Below are 17,440 nucleotides of genomic sequence, written 5' to 3'. Positions count from 1 at the left end.
GGGCCGGGGCCGGGCAGCGCTCGGGGTCAGGCGGGCAGCAGCAGGCCGTCGAGCACCAGGTCCCGCGCCCGGGGCAGCAGGTCCGCGCGCAGGGCGTCCTCGTCCACGCCGGTGATCTGCGCGATCGCCCCGACGATGGCGGCGACGGACAGCTCGCCGTCGCAGGCCCCGACGAACGCGGCGAGCGCCGTGTCCGCGTCCACCCGTCGGCCGAAGCCGCCGCCCTGCACGAGCGTGATCACGGTCGGGTCGTCGTTCCCGGGCCAGTAGTGCCGCTCCTCGGTCACGTCGCCGGCGACCCGGAGGTGCGCGGCGGCGAGCGCCTCGTCGTCGTGCACCACGAGCCACGCCGCGGCGTCGAGCACCCGCGCGACCGTCGCACCGAGCCCCGCGGGGTTGGAGCCGAGCGTCTCGGGGACGCGCTCGAACCGACGGAGGCGACCCGTGCCTCCCGGCTGGGCGCGCCGCACCACGACGTACCCGAAACCGACCCCGGTGACCCGCCGTGCCGCGAAGTCGTCGAGCCAGGCGTCCACGAGCACGTCGTACTCCGGCGTCCCGGGCTTCGTGCCGCCGTCCCGGATCCACGTCTCGGCGTAGGCGGGCGGGTCCTCGCGCTCCCGCTCGACCACCCACGTGTCGAGCTCCGACGCGGCGGGGGCGTCAGCGAACCACGAGCGCACGCGGTCGAGGCCGTCGACACCCCAGTGGTACTCCCAGTTGCCGAGCAGCTGCGCCGTCCCGCCGGGCTCCAGGTGGTCGACGAGTCCGCGGAGCACGGTCTCGACGAGCGCGTCGCCGACCATGCCGCCGTCACGGTACTCGTACGACGGGACGCCCTCGCGCCGCGGGGTGATCACGAACGGCGGGTTCGACACGATGCGGTCGAAACGCTCACCGGCGACGGGCTCGAAGAGCGAGCCGAGCCGGAGCTCGATCCCGTCGACACCGTTCAGCGCGGCGTTGAACCGTGCGATGTCGAGGGCTCGCTGCGAGATGTCGGTCGCGACCACCTGGTCGGCGAAGCGGCGGGCGTGCAGTGCCTGGATGCCGCACCCGGTGCCGAGGTCGAGCACCCGCCGCACCCGCACGGGCACCTGCAGCCCGGACAGCGTCGTGGACGCGCCACCGATGCCGAGCACGTGCTCCTCGCCGAGGGCCGTCCCGAGCGCGAGCTCACCGAGGTCCGAGACGATCCACCAGCTGCCGGCACCGAGGTCGTCCACGAACGCGTACGGGCGCAGGTCGACGGTGGGGAAGACGCGGCCGTCGTCGCCCGTGCGCAGCAGCCCCGCGGCGAGCACGCCGTCGAGACCCGCGGTCGGGAAGGCCCGCTCGACGTCCGACCGCGCGACCGGCAGGCCGAGCACGAACAGCGTCGCGAGGGTCGTCAGCGGCGAGGTGTCCCGCGCGGCCAGGGCCCGAAGCGCGGCGACCCGGGTGCCGCGGTGCAGCGACGCCGCTGCCTCGGCTCCCCAGAGCGCGTCGACCCGCTCGACCGTGAACCCGGCGGCGTCGAGGTCCGCGGCGATCGCGGCGACGACGGCGGGGTCGGTCGTGACGGTCGGCAGGACGTGGTGCGGCTGCCCGGTCGGCACGGCGGCGCTCACGCGGGGACCTCGTCGAGCAGGAGCGCGGCGGGGACCTGCCAGGCGGCGACCAGGTCGAGCAGCCCGGGGAAGCGCTGCTGCACGTCCTCGACCCGGACGCGGCTCGACCGCACGAGCCCCTCCTGGTGCTGCTCGAGCAGCCCGGCCTCGCGCAGGACGCGGAAGTGGTGCGTCAGCGTGGACTTCGGTCGGTCGAGCCCGACCCACCCGCAGCTGCGCACCCCGCCGGCCGCGTCGACCAGGTAGCGGTGCAGGATCGCGAGGCGGATCGGGTCGCTCATCGCGTCGAGGACCGTCGGCAGGTCCATCTCGGCGACGGCAGGTTGGGGCAGCCGTTCCGGGGCATCCACGTTCGCGGGCATGACCGCGACGGTAGCACCGTTCGGTTCCAGTACGACTTGCGTCGTACAGCGAGCGTGCTGTACGAATACAGTCGTACAGCAGCCACAGGAGCGACAGCCAGCAGCAGCCGGCAGCCGACAGCAGCCAGCAACGACCCCGGAGGAACGCATGCAGTCAGCACGATCGGTCGCGGGATTCTGGATCCTCGCCGCCATGCTCCTCGTCGCGATGGCCTCGTCCGCGGTGCCGTCGCCGATCTACCCCGTCTACGCGGCCGAGTGGCACCTCACCCCGCTCGCCCTGACCGCCGTGTTCGCGATCTACGTCGCGGGGCTCCTCGTCACGATGCTCGTCGCCGGGCGGCTGTCCGACCACGTCGGCCGGAAGCCCGTGCTCGTCGCCGGTGGGCTGCTCCTCGTGCTCTCCCTCGTGCTGTTCGCCGGCGCGGACGGCCCCGTCGCCCTCGTGGTGGACCGCATCGTGCAGGGCGTCGCCGTCGGGCTGCTCATCGGCGCGCTCGGTGCGGCCCTCATCGACAACTCGCTCGAGCGCTTCCCGTCCCTCGCCGGCGTCCTGAACGGTGCTGTGCCGCCGTTCGCCCTCGCCACCGGCGCCCTCACGAGCGGTGCCCTGGTGGAGTGGGGTCCCGCGCCCGAACAGCTCGTCTACGTGGTGTTCGGCGCGCTCCTCCTGCTGCTCGTCGTGGCGCTCGTCGTCGTCCCCGAGCGCGTCACCCGACGTCCGGGAGCGCTGCACTCCCTGCGCCCCACCGTCTCGGTCCCCCGCGCATCCCGCGCCCTGTTCCGCGGCGTCGCGGGCGCCCTCGTCGCCAGCTGGGCCCTCGGTGGGCTGTTCCTGTCGCTCGTGCCCTCCGCGCTCCGCGCCGTGTTCGGCATCGAGGACCACTTCGCCGCCGGTGCCCTGATCGCCGTCGTCACCGGCGTGGGCGGGCTCACCGGCCTGGCGATCCAGCGGCTCGACACCCGCCGCAGCCTGCTCATCGGCCTGATCGCACTCGTCGCCGGACCGGTCGTCACCGTGTCGTTCGTGTTCGCGCACTCGCTGCCCGGCCTGGTCGTCGGCAGCGCGATCGCCGGCGTGGGCTTCGGGGCCGGGTTCCAGGCGCCGCTGCGGATGCTCCTCGCGACCGCCGCACCGACGCACCGCGCCGGACTGCTGTCGTCGGTCTACGTCGTGAGCTACCTGGCGTTCGGCGTCCCCGCGGTCGTGGCCGGCCTCCTCGAGCCGACGTTCGGCTTCGTGCCCGTCCTCGCCGGTTACGGCGCGTTCATCGTCCTCGCGGCGACGGTCGCCCTCGTCCTCCAGCTGGTCTCACGGAGTGCCGCCGACGCCGAGGAACGTGCCGTGACCGGTCCCGTGCGGACCTGCCCCACGCCCACCGCCGACTGACGCCGCGGCCGGCCCGGGGTCAGTGCCCCGGGCGCGCCTGGTTCGGCCGCTGGTGCGCGCGGACCCCGGTGCTCCGGTGCGCGTCGGCGTGTGCGGCGTCGACGTCGGCCTTGCCGCGGTCGGCCGCGCGACGGAGCCACCGCGGTCCGTGCGCCTTCGCCCAGTCCCAGAAGCGGTGCAGCTGGGCGCGGAGCCACGTGATGATGCGGTGGAAGAAGTGGAACTCGCTCGCCAGGATCGTCAGACCGATGAACACCACGAGCCAACCAGGCCCCGGGAGCGGCACGAGGATGAGCCCGATCACCACGACCAGCCCGCCGACGATGCCGACGAGCACCTTGTAGAACAGGTGCAGCCCCGGCCGCGCGTGGATCCACGCTCGCAGGTCGCGGAACCACCGGAAGCGGTGGGACCCTTCGTCGGTCTGCTGGGCCTCGGCACGCACGACCGCGTCGGGTCGCTCGTGGGTGTCGCCGTCCATGTCGGCACCGTAGGGCGCGCGGCTGGGAAACGGCGGCGCAACCGGTCCACGTGCCGTGAGCGGCGGGACGGACGCACCACGTGCCTCCCGGCCCGGCCCCCGTCCGCCCCGTGGCGGCTCCCACCCGGCGGCCCGGCCGACGTCCGCCCCGTGGCGGCTCCCACCCGGCGGCCCGGCCCACGTCCGCCCCGTGGCGGCTCCCACCCGGCCTGGAGGCGCGTCACGCGTGGGCGACGCACGTCGCCGCCCACGGGACGGCGGCCAGGCGGGCCGCCGGGACGGGTTCACCGCCGACGGCGCACCGCCCGTAGGTGCCGGCGTCGAGCCGCGCGAGCGCGGCGTCGACCAGGCGGATCCGCTCTCGCGCGGCGTCGCGGACCGCGCCGAGCGACCCGCGCTCCCACGCGAGGGTCGCGCCCTCGGGGTCGTGCTCGTCGTCGGAGTTCGCGTCGAGCCGGGCGTCGCTGACGTCCCGCATGCTCCGCTCCACGTCGGCGAGCAGCCGCTCGTTGCGCTGCCGTTCCGTCGTGAGCGCCGTGCGGGGATCGTCCATGGCGGCCAAGGTAGTCGGGGCGGAATGGAGCCCGCGCACCATGCGTTCGCATCGGCATGACGAAGATCGGGTTCCTGTCCTTCGGGCACTGGCGCGACGTGCCGGGCTCGCGCGTGCGGAGCGGCCGCGAGGCCCTCGTGCAGGCGATCGACCTCGCCGTCGCCGCCGAGGAGGCCGGGGTGGACGGCGCGTACTTCCGCGTGCACCACTTCGCACCGCAGCAGGCTGCACCGTTCCCGCTCCTCGCCGCGATCGCCGCCCGGACCAGCCGCATCGAGATCGGCACCGGCGTGATCGACATGCGCTACGAGAACCCGCTCTACATGGCCGAGGAGGCGGCGGCGACCGACCTCATCGCCGGCGGCCGACTGCAGCTCGGCGTCTCGCGGGGGTCACCCGAGACCGCCCTGGCCGGGTACCAGCAGTTCGGCTACGTGCCCGAGGCGAACGACACCAACGGCGGCGACATGGCGCGGGCCCACACCGACGTCTTCCGTCGCGCGATCGCCGGCGAGCCGATGGCGCACGCGAACCCGCAGATGACCGGTTCGGCCGGGTCGCTCGCGGTGTCCCCGCTGTCCGAGACCCTGCCGGAGCGCATCTGGTGGGGCGCCGGCACCCGTGCCACCGCCGAGTGGACCGCCGAGCAGGGGCTCAACCTGATGTCGTCGACACTCCTCACCGAGGACACCGGCGTGCCGTTCGACCAGCTCCAGGCGGAGCAGATCGCCCGCTTCCGGTCGACCTGGGCCGAGATGGGCTGGGAGCGCGAACCGCGGGTGTCCGTGTCGCGGAGCATCATCCCGATCACCGACGACGAGTCGCGACACTACTTCGGCGTCCGTGCGCAGGTCGAGGGGCAGGACCAGGTCGGACACCTCGACGGCGGACTGGCCCGCTTCGGCCGCTCGTACATCGGCGAACCGGAGCAGCTCGTGGCGGAGCTCGCGGCCGACGCCGCCGTCCGCGCCGCCGACACCGTGCTCGTGACGGTGCCGAACCAGCTCGGCATCGACTTCAACGCCCGGCTGCTCGCGGCCACCCGCGCCGTGATGGACGAGGTCGACGCGGCGGTCGTCCCCGCCTAGGTCACGACCCGGCGGGCGCTCCCGGCCACAGCAGGCGGAAGCGCTCGCACAGCACCGGCATGTCCGGCTCCCAGCCCCGCGGGTTCTCGGAGTGCTCGCGCCAGTACCGCTCGTGCACCGCGCGCCAGTGCTCGAGCGTGCGGTCGCCCTCGCCCTCGGCCCGGGCGTGCTCGGCGTCGACCTGGTCGAAGGGCACGACGGCGAGCGCCGTGGTCTCGATGACGGCGCGCGGCGCTCCGCGGCCGTCCAGGATCACGCTGAGCTCGCCGACCTCGGGCAGCGGGTCGCCCGTGGCCTCGTAGTCCCACATCGACGACGCGGTGCCGTCCTTCGTCCCGCTGAGCACGAGCTCGAGCAGGCCGTCGGCGTGCTCGGGCGTCGCGCCGAACGCCCACGCCTCCGGCACGGTCTCGGGCAGGGAGGGTTCCTCGGCCCGTCGGGCGGCCCAGAAGTCGGTCAGCGTCTCGTCGGCGGTGATCACCCGCTGACCGTAGCGCACCCGCTGGTCCCCCTTCCTGCCGACACCCGCCTTGGGGCCGCGGCCGTGCCTCCCGAGCGCGTAGCGTCGAAGCGCACCCTTCACCGCACCATCCAGGAGCACCCCGTGACACTGCCGGCCGCCGGCTGGTTCCCCGACCCGCAGGACGCCAACCGCCTGCGCTGGTGGGACGGGCACGCCTGGGGCACCGCGACGCACGCGACGCCGGCGCGGACGGGGCCCGTCGTCCCGGTCGTCGTCGCCCCGGTCGGCCCGTCGTTCTCGGTGCAGGGCGGCGCCCTGCGGACGGGCTCCTGGGCGTCGGGCAGCGCCGCGCCGCGGATCGGGCTCACCGCGTTCGTGGCCGTCGTGCTCGCGGTCGTGTCGGTGGCCTGGAACCCGTTCGGTGCCGTCAGCGTCGTCGCGATAGTCCTCGGTGTCGTCGGGGTCGTGCGACCGGGGGCCTCCGGCGCACGCCGCGTGGTGGCACGGAGCGCTGCGGCGAGCGCCCTCGTGGTCGCGGTCGCGACGGCCGCCGTGGCCGTGGCCGCCCAGCTCGCGTCCTGAGGCCCGGCCTGCGCCCGCCCGCTCGCCCTACCGCCGCGCCCGCGGGTGCGCCGTCTGGTACACGTCCCGCAGCATGTCGGCCGTGACGAGCGTGTAGATCTGCGTCGTCGCGACGCTCGCGTGCCCGAGCAGCTCCTGCACGACGCGGACGTCTGCCCCGCCCTCGAGCAGGTGCGTCGCGAAGGAGTGCCGGAACGTGTGCGGTGACACGTGCTCGGCCAATCCCGCGCGCTCCGCTGCCGCCTGGATGACGAGCCAGGCGGTCTGCCGGGACAGCCGGGCGCCCCGGGCACCGAGGAACAGCGCCGGCGTCGACGGCCCTCGCGCCGCGAACACCGGACGCGCCCGCACCAGGTAGGCCTCGACCGCGGCACGGGCGTAGCTCCCGAGCGGGACGATGCGCTGCTTGTTCCCCTTGCCCGTGACCTTCACGACCGCGACGCCGTCGGAGTCGGCGTCGGGGTCGGAGTCGGAGTCGGACAGCGTCGTGACGTCGTCCACCGACAGCCCCACGGCCTCGGAGATCCGCGCCCCCGTGGCGTACAGCAGCTCCAGGAGCGCCCGGTCCCGCAGCCCCACGGGGTCGTCGTCCGCGCCGCCCGCAGCTTCGAGCAGCCGCTCGACGTCGTGCACCGAGATCGCCTTCGGTAGCCGGCTCGGTGCCTTCGGTGGACGGACCGCGGTGGCGGGGTCGAGCGGCACCCACCCCTCGGCCGCGGCGAACGCGGTGAACGACCGGACCGAGCTGAGCATCCGGGCGACCGAACGCGGCGCGAGCGGACCCTCCGGCCGGGACGCCAGGTGCGCCACGAACCCGGCGACGTCGGCGCGTGCCAGCCGTCCGACGTCCGCCGTGGCCGACGCACCGCCGGCCCGGTCGGCGCCCTCGGAGTGGACCTCGGGCGTGGTCGCGAGCCACTCGGCGAACACCGTCAGGTCCCGCCGGTAGGCCGACACCGTGTGCCGCGACAGCCCCCGCTCCACGGCGACGTGCCGCAGGTACGTGTCGACGGCGCGGTCGAGCGTGGTCATCCGGTCAGGCGCATCCGGTCAGGCGGAGCGCCGCGACCGTGCGTCGACCGCGAGCGTCGCGACGACCAACGCCGAGTTCTGCAGCCGGCCGGCCAGGATCGCCGCCACGAGTTCCTCGCGCGGGACCCACCGGGTGACGATGTCGGCTTCCTCGGCCTCGCGTTCGAACGCGCTGTCGGTGGCGCTGACGCCGCTCGCGTGGAAGATCTCGATGAACTCGTCGCTGCCGCCGGACGAGGTGTTGTACCGGATCAGCGGCTCCCAGTGCTCCGCCTGCAGGTCGGCCTCTTCGCCGAGCTCGCGCTTCGCCGCCTCGAGGTGGTCCTCCCCCTCGTGGTCGAGCAACCCCGCCGGCAGCTCCCAGTCGCGTAGGCCCACCGGGTGCCGGTACTGCTGGATGACGAGCACGCGTCCCTCGTCGTCCTCCGCGAACACGGCGACGGCTCCGGTGTGGTCGATGTACTCCCGCACCATGTCCTGCCCGTGGTGGTCGACGGTGTCCCGGCGCACGTCCCAGACCATCCCCTCGTACACGACGGTCGAGTCGGTGACGGGGAACGAGGTCGGTTCGTCGGCGATGGGGGCGGCAGCGTCAGTCACGTCTGCCATCCAAGCACGCGGGTCCGACGGACCGGCCCCAGGACGGACTGGAGGCGCGGTGCCAGCTGGCACCGTCCTCCCTCGCAGGCTCGGTCGGCGCGCCCCGCGCAAGGCTTCGCCTTGCCTCTGAGCGGGGCGCGCCAGTCCGAAGGGTGGTCGCGTTACGCGACGACCTCCGCCTGCTCGTCCGCCGGGTCGAACAGGCTCGACGCCTCGTGGCGCGCGATCGCCGCGTCGACCAGCCCTGCGAACAGCGGGTGGGCGTCCGTCGGCCGCGAGCGCAGCTCGGGGTGCGCCTGCGTCGCGATGTAGAACGGGTGCACGTCGCGGGGCAGCTCGACGTACTCGACGAGCGTGCCGTCGGGCGAGGTGCCCGAGAACACCAGGCCGGCGTCCGCGATCTGCTGACGATAGGCGTTGTTCACCTCGTAGCGGTGACGGTGACGCTCCGACGCCTCGGACGCGCCGTACAGCTCCGCGGCGAGCGAGCCGTCGGAGAAGTGCGCCGGGTACAGGCCCAGACGCATCGTGCCGCCGAGGTCGCCACCGGCGATGATGTCCACCTGCTCCGCCATGGTCGCGATGACCGGCGTCGAGGTCTCCGGATCGAACTCGGTGCTCGACGCGTCGGTCAGGCCGGCCTCGTGGCGGGCGTACTCGATGACCATGCACTGCAGGCCGAGGCACAGGCCGAGCGTCGGGATGCCCTGCTCACGCGCGAAGCGGAGCGCGCCGAGCTTGCCCTCGATGCCGCGCACGCCGAACCCGCCGGGCACGCAGATGCCGTCGACGTCCCCGAGGTGCTTCGCAGCCCCCTCGGGCGTTGTGCAGTCGTCCGAGACGACCCACTTGAGCCGGACCTTGGCGCTGTGCGCGAAGCCGCCGGCGCGCAGGGCCTCGGTCACCGACAGGTAGGCGTCGGGGAGGTCGATGTACTTGCCGACGAGGGCGATCGTGACCTCCTTCTTCGGCTCGTGCACGGCGTCGAGGACGGGCTTCCACGCGGACCAGTCGACGTCGTGCGCGTCGAGCTTCAGCGCGTCGATGATCACCTGGTCGAGGCCCTGGTCGTGGAGCAGCGTCGGGAGGTCGTAGATCGACGGGACGTCGACGGCGTTCACCACGGCGTCCTCGTCCACGTCGCACATCAGCGCGATCTTGCGCTTGTTCGAGTCCGACACGGGGCGGTCGCTCCGGAGCACGAGGGCGTCCGGCTGGATGCCGATCGAGCGGAGCGCGGCGACGCTGTGCTGCGTCGGCTTCGTCTTCTGCTCGCCCGAGGCGCTCATGAACGGCACCAGCGAGACGTGCACGAAGAACACGTTGTTGCGGCCGAGCTCGTGGCGGACCTGGCGGGCCGACTCGATGAACGGCTGGGACTCGATGTCGCCGACCGTGCCGCCGACCTCGGTGATGATGACGTCGGGCTGCGGGTCGTTGTCGGCCTGCTCGCGCATCCGACGCTTGATCTCGTCGGTGATGTGCGGGATGACCTGGACCGTGTCGCCGAGGTACTCGCCGCGACGCTCCTTGGCGATGACCGTCGAGTAGACCTGGCCGGTCGTGACGTTCGCCGACTGCGACAGGTTGATGTCGAGGAAGCGCTCGTAGTGCCCGATGTCGAGGTCCGTCTCGGCGCCGTCGTCGGTCACGAAGACCTCGCCGTGCTGGAACGGGTTCATGGTGCCCGGGTCCACGTTGAGGTACGGGTCGAGCTTCTGCATGACGACCTTGAGGCCGCGCGCCGTGAGCAGGTTGCCGAGGCTGGCCGCCGTCAGGCCCTTGCCCAGGGACGAGACGACCCCGCCGGTCACGAAGATCTGCTTCGTCACCTTCGGGGTCGTGTTCGAAGAATTGGTTCCGCCGCTTGAAGTGTCCGCCACGGGATTCCATCGTACGTCAGAACTGCCGGGAGGCGCGACCCGCGTTCGCCGCGGGCGTTGCGCCCGGTGGGCCGCCGGGTCCGCAGCGCACGGCCCGCTCGGTCGAGCCGGTCCGACTCGGTCAGGCCTGCTGGCCGGCGACGTCGAGGAGTTCCCGCGCGTGCTCCATGCCGCTCGCGCTGTCGCCGAGCCCGGAGAGCAGCCGAGCCATCTCCTGCAGCCGCTCCTCGCCCTCGAGCCGTCGCACGCTCGACGAGGTCACCGCACCGCTGGCGTCCTTCACGACGTTGAGGTGGTTGTTCGCGAACGCGGCCACCTGCGCCAGGTGCGTGACGACGATGACCTGCGTGCGCTCCGCGAGCTTGGCGAGGCGCCGACCGATCTCGATCGCCGCGGCACCGCCGACGCCCGCGTCGACCTCGTCGAAGACGAACGTCGGGACCGTCGTGCTGCCGGCCATGACGACCTCGATCGCGAGCATCACGCGCGAGAGTTCACCGCCGGAGGCGCCCTTGCCGATCGGCCGCGGGTCCGTGCCGGAATGCGGCTGCAGCAGGATCGCGACCTGGTCGCGCCCGTGCCGGCGGTACTCGCCGCCGTCGGCGACCTCGACCACCAGGGTGGCACCGGCCATCGCGAGGGTCTTGAGCTCGGCGGTGACCCGCTTCGCGAGGTCCGCCGCCGCCTTCGTCCGCGCAGCCGTGAGGGTCGCCGCCGCCTGCTCCAGCGCCTGCTCGTCGTGTTCGACGGCCTGCTGCAGCGCGACGATCCGGTCGTCGTCACCGTCGAGCTCGAGCAGCCGGTCGCTCGCCCGCTGCCCGTAGGCGATGACGTCGTCGACGGTGTCGCCGTACTTGCGCGTGAGTCCCGCCAGGAGCGCCCGTCGCTCGTTGATGAGCTCGAGGTCGTGCCCGGCGTCCGGTTCGAGCGAACCGAGGTAGCTCGACAGGGACGCCGACGCCTCGGCCGCCTGGATGCCGAGCTCGGTGAGCTGCTCGAGCACCGGCTGCAGGGCCGCGTCGGAGCCGGCCACCCGCTCGATCGCGCGGCGGGCCGACTCGACCAGGCCGACGACGTCCGGGCTGTCGTCGAGGGACTCGCTCGACAGCGCCTCGTGCGCGAGACCGGCGGACAGCCGCAGTTCCTCGAGGTTCCCGAGGCGCTCGGCACGCTCGGCGAGCTCGGCGTCCTCGCCCGGCTGTGGGTCGGCGGCCTCGATCTCGTCCGAGGCCGCGCGGATCCGCTCGGCTTCGGCGACGCGGTCGTCACGGTCGCGCACGAGGGTCTCGAGCTCGCCGGTGTGGGTCTGCCACGTGTCGTACGCCGCGACGTAGGCGTCGAGGGCCCGCTGCACCGCCCGACCGCCGAAGCCGTCGAGCGCGGCGCGCTGGGCGCTCGACGAGGTCAGGCGGATCTGGTCGGACTGCCCGTGCACCGTGACGAGCTGGTCCGCGAGTTCACCGAGCACCGCGACCGGGGCGCTGCGGCCACCCACCGTGGCACGGCTGCGGCCCTCCGCGGACACCGTACGGGTGAGGATGAGCTCGCCGTCCTCGACGGTCCCGCCGGCGTCCTCGACGCGTTCGGCCACGGCGTCGTGCTCCGGCACGTGCCAGCGCCCCTCGACCACGGCGCTGGGGGCACCGCGACGCACCGAGCCCGCGTCCGCACGCGCGCCGAGCAGGAGTCCGAGCGCGGTGACGATCATCGTCTTGCCCGCGCCGGTCTCGCCCGTGACGACCGTGAAGCCGGGACCGAGCTCGAGCGTGGTCTCGCCGATCACGCCGAGGTCGGAGATGACGATCTCCTCGATCATGCGTCGTCCTCGGTCGCCGGCCCGCGCCACCCGGCGACGGGCAGCTGGAACTTCGCCACGAGGCGGTCGGTGAACGGGGCGTCCTTGAGCCGTGCGACGCGCACCGGGTCGGGCGAGCGACGGACCTCGACCCGGGCGCCGGGCGGCAGGTCGTGGGTGCGGCGGCCGTCGCACCAGAGCACGCCGACGCCGCTCGTGCGGCGCAGGACCTCGACCGCGAGCACGCGGTCGGGGCCGACGACGATCGGCCGCGAGAACAGGGCGTGGGCGCTGAGCGGCACCAACAGGAGCGCGTCGACGTCCGGCCAGACGACCGGGCCGCCGCCGGAGAACGAGTACGCGGTCGAACCGGTCGGGGTCGAGACGACCACCCCGTCGCAGCCGAACGAGGACAGCGGGCGGCCGTCGACCTCCGTCACGACCTCGAGCATGCGCTCACGCGAGGCCTTCTCGATGGTGGCTTCGTTGAGGGCCCAGGACGAGTAGACGACCTCGTGTCCGACGACGACGTCGACCTGCAGTGTGACGCGTTCCTCGACCTTGTAGTCGCCCGACAGCGCCCGCTCGACCGTGGCGTGCAGCCCGTCGCGCTCGCTCTCGGCCAGGAACCCGACGTGCCCGAGGTTGACGCCCACGATCGGCGCCCCCGTCCCACGGACGAGTTCGGCCGCACGGAGGATCGTGCCGTCCCCGCCGAGCACGATGACGATCTCGAGCTGGTCGGCCTGCACGTCGACGTTCAGGATGTCGACCTGCCCGACGGACGCCTCGGCGCGCCGGACGTCGGCGTACTCGTCGAAGGGCATCACCGGGACGAGCCCTGCCGCGTGGAGGAGGTCGCAGACCTCGACGGCGGCGTCGATGGAGTCCTGGCGACCCGTGTGGGAGACGAGCAGGATGTGCCGGTCGCTCATGCAGCCCCTTCGGTCAGTTCGGTCGCCCGACCGATCCACGCTGTCGGGTTCCCCCATTCTGTCGGATCGCCACCGACACGACGCTGGAAGCGCGCGAGGTACTCGTGGTTCCCGTGCGTCCCGACGATGGGTGAGGCGGCGAGGCCGGTGGTCCCGAGGCCCGCGTCCCACGCCGACAAGAGGACGTTCATGAGCGCGTCGTTCCGCAGCCCGGCGTCCCGCACGATGCCCTCGCGGACACCGCCTCGGCCGACCTCGAACTGCGGCTTCACGAGCAGCACGAAGTCGTCGGCCGGCACCGCCTCGGCGAGCACGGGGAGCACCAGGCGCAGCGAGATGAAGGACAGGTCCCCCACGACCAGGCTCGTGTCGGCGGCTTCGGGGTCGAGCGCCGTGTAGTCCTCGGCGGTGAGTTCCCGGGCGTTCGTCCCCTCCACCACGCGCACCCGCTCGTCGAGGGCCAGGACCGGGTCCAGCTGTCCGTGTCCGACGTCGAGCGCCACGACCCGGCGGGCGCCNCGGTGCAGGAGGACCTGCGTGAAGCCGCCCGTACTCGCGCCGACGTCGAGCACGACCCGGCCAGCGGGGTCGACCGCGAACTCGTCGAGCGCGCGGACGAGCTTGACGGCCGCACGCGAGACCCACTCGTCCTCGGTGTCCACCACGATCTCCGCGTCCGGGTCGGCCGGCGTGGAGGGCTTCACGACCGCGGCGCCCGCCACCGTCACCCGTCCGGCCTGGATGAGCTTCGCAGCCGCCGTCCGGGAGCGCGCCAGACCGCGGGCTGCCAGGAGTGCGTCGAGTCGGACCGGAGCGGTCTCAGGCACGCGGCACCTGCTGCCCGCTCTCGAGACGGGTGCGGAGTTCATCGTGCAGGGCCGCGAAGGCGTCGGCGCGTTCCTCGAGCGGCAGCGACTCTGCCCGGGCGGTCCGCGCCGCGACGTCGTCCGGCTCGGCAGTCTGCGGGACAGTGCCCGGCCCCTGAGCACTGCCCGGTTCCTGAGCACTGCCCGGTTCCTGAGCGGTGACCAGTTCCGCGCCGTGCCGGGCGGGGCCCGGCTTCGGCATCGCCTGGGCGGCACCCGGCCCCGGGATCGGCTGGGCGGCGCCCGGCTCGGGTCCCGGCTCGTGGTTCGACACGTCGGTCAGGCTACTCGCCGCCGTACAGCTTCGGGTCCACGTCGAGGCCGTAGATGGCCAGTCCGGACTCCCAGATCAGGGCGGCACCGGCACGCAGTCGGTCGATGGAGGTCCCACCGTCCAGGACACGGACCCGGTGCCCGTGCATGGCCACCGTCGCATCGCCGACCGTCACGTACCGGGTGCCGTCGGCGTCCTCGCGCCGGAGCGTCACCGGGTAGGGCTCCGACAGTCCGCGGAGGTCCTCGAGCAGGAACGTCGGCCGCGACCGGACGTCCGCCGCGAGCACCTGCTTCGCCTGGTCGATGCCGGTCAGGACGAGCACGCTCGGGATGCCGGCGTCGTTCGCGCCCTTGATGTCGGTGTCGAGCCGGTCCCCGATGAACAGCGGGTGCTCCCCGCCGAAGCGGGCCAGGGCAGCGTCGAAGATCGGACGCTCGGGCTTCCCCGCCACGACCGGCATCCGACCGACTGCCTGGTGCACGGCGGACACGAGCGTGCCGTTGCCGGGCGCGATCCCGCGCTCGACCGGGATCGACCAGTCCATGTTCGTCGCGACCCACGGCACGTCGGGGTCAGCGAGCGCGAAGGCGGCCTCGGCCAGGTGCGTCCACCCGAGGTCCGGCGAGAACCCCTGGATGACCGCGGCCGGCGCGTCCTCGGCGCTCGACGTCACCGTGAAGCCGGCGGCCTCGACGATGCTCGTCAGACCGAGCCCGCCGGTCACGAGGACCGTGGACCCGGCCGGCACGAGCGTCTCGAGCAGTCGGACGCCAGCCTGCGACGAGGTGACGACGTCGTCGGCACCGACCTCGAGCCCGAAGCGCTCGAGGTGCTCCGCCACGTCGACCGGGCGACGTGACGCGTTGTTCGTGATGTAGCCGACGCGGGCCGAGAGCGACGCCCGCGTCAGGGCCTCCACCGCGTGCGGGATCGCGTTGCGTCCGCGGTAGACGACGCCGTCGAGGTCGGTGAGGACGACGTCCACACCCTCCGTCGGCGGCGTCGGCCGCGCCTCAGTCGGCTGCGGAGCCCTCGACGTCGCGGGGGTTGTCGTCGTCGATCTCGCCGAGGTCGTCGTCGGGCTCGTCGAGCTCGTCGGTGTCGCCGCCGAGCTGGTCGGGGTCGTCGCGCTCGTCGGTGTCGTCCCCGAGCTGCTCGGTGTCGTCGATCCCGTCGGCGCCGTGCTCGTCGTGTCCTTCGACTTCTTCCTCGACCACATCAACCGTCTCCCATGCGTTGTCGTCGGCGGCTTCCTCGAGCGCAGCGGCGGCGCGGTCGACCCGCGCCCACCACTCGTCGGCCTCGTCCTGACGGCCGAGCTCCTCGAGCGTGGCCGCGTAAGCACTGTAGAGCGCCGGTGACCAGCTGTAGGCCGTGCTCGGGTCGAGCTGTGGAATCTCCAGCTCGCCGAGCGCGGCTGTGGGGTTCCCGAGGTCGAGTCGTGCACCCGACATCGCGATCGCGAGCTCCACCTGCACCGGAGTCTCCAGTGCCGCTCGGTCCACCGAGCGCCCGAGCTCGAGCGCGCGCTCCGGACGGCCGAGTCCCCGCTCGCAGTCGACCATCATCGGCAGCTGGTCGTTCCGGCCCGAGATGCGACGGTAGGTCCGCAGCTCACGGAGGGCCGTCGCGAAGTCACCGGTCCGGTAGGCCGTGATCGCAGCGGTCTCGCGGACGACCGCGACACGTCCGGCTCGACGTGCGGCACTCAACGCGTGGAGGTTGGCCGTCTCCGGGTCCTCGTCCACGAGCAGCGCCGCCATGACGAGGTGCTTCGCGACCCACTCGGCGTTGTCCTTGCTGAGCGTCTTGAGCTCGGCACGCGCCGCGGGGTCGAGGTCGCGTGCACTGACGCTCTCGTCGATCTCCGGGTCGTCGTGCCGTGGGCGGATCGAGCGCGTGCCGTACGGGTCCCGGTCTTCCCAGTCGTCACGGGCGGCCTCGCCGAACCTGGCGCCGGCGTGACGGCTGCCGTCCCCGAAGCGCGGGCGGTCGCCGCCGCGGTCGTCGCGACGGGGGCGGTCGTCGCCACCACGGAACGGACGACGGTCGCCATCGCGCTGCGGACGACGGTCGTCACCACCACGGAACGAGCGGTCGCCATCGCGCTGCGGACGACGATCGTCACCACCACGGAACGGCCGGTCACCATCGCGCTGCGGACGACGATCGTCACCACCACGGAACGAGCGGTCGCCATTGCGCTGCGGACGACGGTCGTCACCACCACGGAACGGCCGGTCACCATCGCGCTGCGGGCGACGGTCGTCACCACCACGGAACGGCCGGTCACCACCACGGAACGCTCGGTCGCCATCACGCTGCGGGCGACGATCGTCACCACCGCGGAACGGACGGCGCTCGCCGTCACGCTGCGGACGACGCTCATCACCGCCACGGAACGGCCGGTCACCATCACGCTGCGGACGACGGTCATCGTTCCCCCGGAACAGCCGGTCACCACCACGGAACGGACGGTCGCCATCACGCTGCGGGCGACGATCGTCACCACCGCGGGACGGCCGACGCTCACCGTCTCGCTGCGGACGACGGTCATCCCCGCCACGGAACGGAAGGTCACCATCCCGGCGCGGTCGATCGGTGCGGTCGCCGCGGTCCGCGCCACGGGGCCCGTCCCCACGGGGCGGACGCGCCTCATCACGGTCGCCGCGCCACGCGGGGCGCCGTCCACCGTCACGGAACGAACGGTCGCCGTCGCGGAAGGACCGACCGCCCGAGCCGCCGGCCGGACGATCGCCGCCGCGAGACCCACGGTCACCCTCACGCCGCTCGAAGTCACGCGGGCCCGAAGCCCAGCGATCTCCGGAGCCACGGGGTCCGTTGTCCCGACGAGGACCACGGCCACGACCGCTGTCGGGACGGCCCGCACGATCCCCGTCGTTGCGTCGCTGCTCGTCGTCGTTCGCCACCGTTGCTCCTCGTTGCGTGCCCGGGCCCGAGGCCCTGGCGATCGTCCGCTGTGTCGTTGTGTGTACAGGCGCTGCCGGTCGGACCGCCGCACCGTCCCAGTCCATCACGAACCGGCCGGTGAGTCGAGCGACCTGCAGCAGAAACAGATGTGGCCACCGGCCCCCCGAGAACGAGGGTCTCCCCTACGAGTTCTCGATGGAGGGCCGATGGCCACATCACTTACGTTGAGTCCGGCGGCGTCCTACTCTCCCACAAGGTCCCCCTTGCAGTACCATCGGCGCTGAGAGGCTTAGCTTCCGGGTTCGGAATGTGACCGGGCGTTTCCCTCTCGCTATGACCACCGGAACACCTTCGACTTGACCCATCGGATCAAGAAAGCTGTCCCGCGCATGCGCGGTGTTCAGTTTCATGTTCCCGATCGTCTGTCGGGAACCACAAAGTGGACGCGAGCCCCACACCAACGGTGTGGGTAAAAAGTGTGTTGTCAAGTCTTCGGCTTATTAGTACCGGTCAGCTCCACGGGTCGTTAGTCCCCGCTTCCACATCCGGCCTATCAACCCAGTAGTCTGCTGGGAGCCTCTCACACTCAAGG

17 protein-coding genes, 1 rRNA gene and 1 other annotated feature (1 of these 19 cut by a window edge) are annotated in these 17,440 nt (G+C 72.9%); of the genes, 3 read left to right on the top strand and 15 right to left on the bottom strand.

All coding sequences use genetic code 11. The features are described 5' to 3' along the window. Positions 1–26: 26 nt before the first annotated feature. Together HUN59_RS03490 and HUN59_RS03485 are read right to left on the bottom strand one after the other, a co-directional pair. Entirely contained in the window at positions 27–1,610 is a 1,584-nt protein-coding gene (locus tag HUN59_RS03490) for a DUF7059 domain-containing protein (RefSeq protein WP_254629979.1), read from the bottom strand. Further along, positions 1,607–1,972: an ArsR/SmtB family transcription factor gene (locus HUN59_RS03485; protein WP_174777506.1), complete on the bottom strand. Its 366-nt coding sequence runs from the start codon at positions 1,970–1,972 to the stop codon at positions 1,607–1,609. Before HUN59_RS03485 ends, HUN59_RS03490 begins: the two co-directional genes overlap by 4 nt. Positions 1,973–2,120: 148 nt before the next feature. Here HUN59_RS03485 and HUN59_RS03480 point away from each other — a divergent pair, with 148 nt between their 5' ends. Continuing rightward, positions 2,121–3,362, top strand: a complete 1,242-nt coding sequence (locus HUN59_RS03480) for an MFS transporter (RefSeq protein ID WP_144804716.1) — start codon at positions 2,121–2,123, stop codon at positions 3,360–3,362. Between the two features lie 19 nt (positions 3,363–3,381). On the opposite strand, the gene HUN59_RS03475 is transcribed toward HUN59_RS03480, so the two are convergent. Together HUN59_RS03475 and HUN59_RS03470 are read right to left on the bottom strand one after the other, a co-directional pair. Then, positions 3,382–3,843 carry a TIGR02611 family protein gene (locus HUN59_RS03475; protein WP_174777505.1) on the bottom strand — a complete coding sequence of 154 codons (462 nt, stop codon included), beginning with the start codon at positions 3,841–3,843 and terminating at the stop codon, positions 3,382–3,384. 220 nt (positions 3,844–4,063) lie between these two features. Continuing rightward, a complete protein-coding gene (locus HUN59_RS03470; RefSeq protein WP_174777504.1) occupies positions 4,064–4,396 on the bottom strand; it encodes a TraR/DksA family transcriptional regulator in 333 nt (110 codons plus the stop codon). Positions 4,397–4,452: 56 nt separating this feature from the next. On the opposite strand from HUN59_RS03470, the gene HUN59_RS03465 reads away from it, so the two are divergent. Further along, positions 4,453–5,484 carry an LLM class flavin-dependent oxidoreductase gene (locus HUN59_RS03465; protein WP_441307027.1) on the top strand — a complete coding sequence of 344 codons (1,032 nt, stop codon included), beginning with the start codon at positions 4,453–4,455 and terminating at the stop codon, positions 5,482–5,484. Position 5,485: 1 nt separating this feature from the next. Here HUN59_RS03465 and HUN59_RS03460 read toward each other — a convergent pair whose 3' ends face one another. After that, the gene (locus HUN59_RS03460; protein WP_174779352.1) at positions 5,486–5,962 is read right to left on the bottom strand and encodes an ASCH domain-containing protein; all 477 of its coding nucleotides are present in this window, start codon (positions 5,960–5,962) and stop codon (positions 5,486–5,488) included. Positions 5,963–6,088: 126 nt separating this feature from the next. Between HUN59_RS03460 and HUN59_RS03455 the strand changes: the two genes are divergently transcribed. Next, entirely contained in the window at positions 6,089–6,529 is a 441-nt protein-coding gene (locus HUN59_RS03455) for a DUF2510 domain-containing protein (protein WP_174777503.1), read from the top strand. Between the two features lie 27 nt (positions 6,530–6,556). On the opposite strand, the gene HUN59_RS03450 is transcribed toward HUN59_RS03455, so the two are convergent. The 10 genes from HUN59_RS03450 to rrf all read right to left on the bottom strand — a co-directional run bounded on the left by HUN59_RS03450 (position 6,557) and on the right by rrf (position 17,193). Next, complete coding sequence (locus tag HUN59_RS03450; protein WP_174777502.1) at positions 6,557–7,561, bottom strand: site-specific tyrosine recombinase XerD; 1,005 nt, start codon at positions 7,559–7,561, stop codon at positions 6,557–6,559. A gap of 18 nt (positions 7,562–7,579) precedes the next feature. Next, on the bottom strand, positions 7,580–8,170 hold the full coding sequence (locus HUN59_RS03445; protein WP_152999590.1) for an NUDIX domain-containing protein: 591 nt from the start codon (positions 8,168–8,170) through the stop codon (positions 7,580–7,582). A gap of 152 nt (positions 8,171–8,322) precedes the next feature. Then, positions 8,323–9,993: a CTP synthase gene (locus HUN59_RS03440; RefSeq protein WP_144805099.1), complete on the bottom strand. Its 1,671-nt coding sequence runs from the start codon at positions 9,991–9,993 to the stop codon at positions 8,323–8,325. A 172-nt stretch (positions 9,994–10,165) separates the two neighbouring features. Then, positions 10,166–11,860: a DNA repair protein RecN gene (gene recN, locus HUN59_RS03435; RefSeq protein WP_174777501.1), complete on the bottom strand. Its 1,695-nt coding sequence runs from the start codon at positions 11,858–11,860 to the stop codon at positions 10,166–10,168. Beyond that, positions 11,857–12,774: an NAD kinase gene (locus HUN59_RS03430; RefSeq protein ID WP_174777500.1), complete on the bottom strand. Its 918-nt coding sequence runs from the start codon at positions 12,772–12,774 to the stop codon at positions 11,857–11,859. The genes recN and HUN59_RS03430 overlap by 4 nt, the downstream gene beginning before the upstream one ends. Continuing rightward, positions 12,771–13,643 (bottom strand): TlyA family RNA methyltransferase, encoded by an 873-nt coding sequence (locus HUN59_RS03425; RefSeq protein WP_174777499.1) that lies wholly within the window; start codon positions 13,641–13,643, stop codon positions 12,771–12,773. Before HUN59_RS03425 ends, HUN59_RS03430 begins: the two co-directional genes overlap by 4 nt. Beyond that, positions 13,594–13,914, bottom strand: coding sequence for a hypothetical protein (locus tag HUN59_RS03420; RefSeq protein ID WP_174777498.1), 321 nt, complete (start codon positions 13,912–13,914; stop codon positions 13,594–13,596). The genes HUN59_RS03425 and HUN59_RS03420 overlap by 50 nt, the downstream gene beginning before the upstream one ends. A gap of 10 nt (positions 13,915–13,924) precedes the next feature. Next, positions 13,925–14,902: an HAD-IIA family hydrolase gene (locus HUN59_RS03415; protein ID WP_174777497.1), complete on the bottom strand. Its 978-nt coding sequence runs from the start codon at positions 14,900–14,902 to the stop codon at positions 13,925–13,927. Positions 14,903–14,930: 28 nt separating this feature from the next. Then, on the bottom strand, positions 14,931–16,847 hold the full coding sequence (locus tag HUN59_RS19600) for a primosomal protein (protein ID WP_254629978.1): 1,917 nt from the start codon (positions 16,845–16,847) through the stop codon (positions 14,931–14,933). A gap of 229 nt (positions 16,848–17,076) precedes the next feature. Beyond that, a 5S ribosomal RNA gene (rrf, locus tag HUN59_RS03400) occupies positions 17,077–17,193 on the bottom strand. Positions 17,194–17,299: 106 nt separating this feature from the next. Further along, positions 17,300–17,440 (bottom strand) — a sequence feature (16S ribosomal RNA rRNA prediction is too short); it runs 148 nt beyond the window's last position.

This window comes from Curtobacterium sp. Csp2 (assembly GCF_013347165.1).
The sequence above is the reverse complement of the archived record's forward strand: the minus strand, read 5'-3'. Positions and strand labels throughout refer to the sequence as shown.